2 protein-coding genes and 1 pseudogene are annotated in these 2204 nt (G+C 31.6%); all 3 read right to left on the bottom strand.

The window, feature by feature from the left end; translation table 11 throughout:
- The coding region (locus ACXY7N_RS30250; RefSeq protein WP_488592859.1) for a PoNi-like cognate immunity protein at window positions 1-886 on the bottom strand (886 nt) is incomplete at its 3' end.
- Window positions 887-932: 46 nt separating this feature from the next.
- Complete coding sequence (locus tag ACXY7N_RS30255; protein ID WP_116363365.1) at window positions 933-1631, bottom strand: SMI1/KNR4 family protein; 699 nt, start codon at window positions 1629-1631, stop codon at window positions 933-935.
- 285 nt (window positions 1632-1916) lie between these two features.
- Window positions 1917-2204 (bottom strand): annotated as a pseudogene (locus ACXY7N_RS30260) (hypothetical protein); the annotation flags it as partial.

The raw sequence follows: 2204 nt of genomic DNA on the forward strand, positions 1-2204 counted from the left end.
GTATTAATTCATCGACCAATGAATGCCATTTTGGCGGAATAATATTTTCCAATGCAGGATTATGTTCAATTCCTTCTACTATTTCCTCTATTTCTTCTGCCTCATCTTCATAGTGATATTCACTTAAGTCTATATGCTTAAATTTCATTGTATTCTTGTAATGGGCCAAATCATATGGATAATGATTATTATCTTTTAAACTTGTATCATCAAGTTCCAAAATTTTCACAAGCGCTGCCGTTTCAAAGCTCCAATATCCTACATATCCAGGTTCTTTATGCGCGTTTTTCCACTCATAATCATAATGGCCTTTAAACCATTCTTTCTCCATATACGTTTGTAATCTTTTAGACGCTTCTTTTTTATCTGTTTGTGCAAGTTCTATAATCTCTCTCGTTTTTGCATATGGATTTTCCTTATAATATCTGTTCGTCATGTTTGTGTATCCGATATCACTAGCGCATAAAAGAAAATCAATTACTGCGTCGTTCATATTTTCCTTCTCAACTAGCTTTGCTAAACTTACAAGATTCTTTTTCTCCGTCTCTAATAAAATCCCTAGAGATATCATCCAAATTAGATTTAAATATCCAACTTCTCTTTCCCCTATATGCCCCAAATCAATAAGAGTGTTGTCAAAATCTCCTTCTATTGTATGAATAGCTTCTCCTATGGAGTATTTTGCGTTAATATCCTCTAACTCATAATTAAAATTTAATAGATATCTTCCTTCTATAAGACTTTTATTATCGTTAGGCTTTCTTTGAATACCATTCCTTTCATCTTCTTCAAAACTTTTAATCTCCTCTTTATTTTCCTCAATAAACTCTTTATTACATTCAATTTCTTCTCTACATTTTTCTTCTATACATAAAGGATCTCTCATACCATTCAATTCCTCCTAGCTTCCAAAATTATGACCTTTCTTTAATCTAAAGCTGAAATCCTATTACTATCCATTCATCAACTACATCCCAAAAATCAACATTGTATTTAGGCTCTTCGTTCGTCCACCATAAAGTCGCATTATCATTAATACAATTCTTATAATCCACTGCTACATAACCACCCGAACCATTTTTGAAGAAACCAAAAGTAGTTTGTAAATCAATTTGTAAAGGTTCTTCTAATTCTTCGATAATTCCCCATTCGTCATCATCAAAAAAAGTTACTTCTTTCAAAGGAACTAATCCCATTGAGTGACTCGCATAAAAATAAAAACCATTATGTACAGTTTGATAGAAGTCTTGTATAGACGAAGGGAATCCCCCCCAATTTGTTTCTAAAGCTTCATTATTAAACTCAGCTTTTGGATTACCTCCCTCATAATATAGAATTTCACCTGTGTCTGTTTTAATAGTGTATAAAATTGAATACTTACCGTCAGTATCCATAAGCTCGACTTCTACAAGATGCATAGACAAATATGAAATAGTGTTTCTTAATTCCGCACCAACTTGCTTTTCCCATACTTTTAAAATTGCCTCAACTCTTTTGCTTGTGTTTTCTTCCTGAAACAATTCAAACCATGAGCTTGGTATTTCCGAACAACCAAGTTTATTTATCTCATGATACGGAATGATCCGAATATTCTTTTTGTACTTTTTTAAAAAACTAAGTTTTTCTCCCATACCTTCACGACATCTCCTTTATTCATCATATCCTTTTTTATCCTATTGCCTCTAAACTTATGATTAATTTCAAGATTCCCTTTTCATTATTAGAAAGATTAACAATCTTCTCAACTCCATCCGTGCCCTGAACTTATTTACTTCCCCTACATAAAACTCTGTAACACTCTACATAACTAACAAACCCCTTTGTAAATACAAACAAAATAGCAGTTGGATTCCCAAAACTACCACTATTTATAACCTCTTTTATTTATTGAATTCTATATGTTTTTGATGTACTGGTTATTGAATTTCTTCTACTTCGACAACCTCTATCTTCACTTCATACATATTTGGGATATTTATTTCTTTCGGTACCCATGCATAATAATTTTGATCATTCTCTAATATAAATTGAATTAACTTTATTTCTGATCCATTCCAGAAATTTTTAAGATTATCAATGTAGTCCTCTAAATCCTCTTTATAGTCCAGTTGTAATATATAATCTCTTACTGTAAGGGCAAACACAATTAAACTTCCTAATAGATCCTTTTGCTCATTTTCTTCTTCATATTCTTGTGGTAAGAA

The sequence above is a fragment of the Bacillus sp. 5w2 genome (assembly GCF_054353775.1).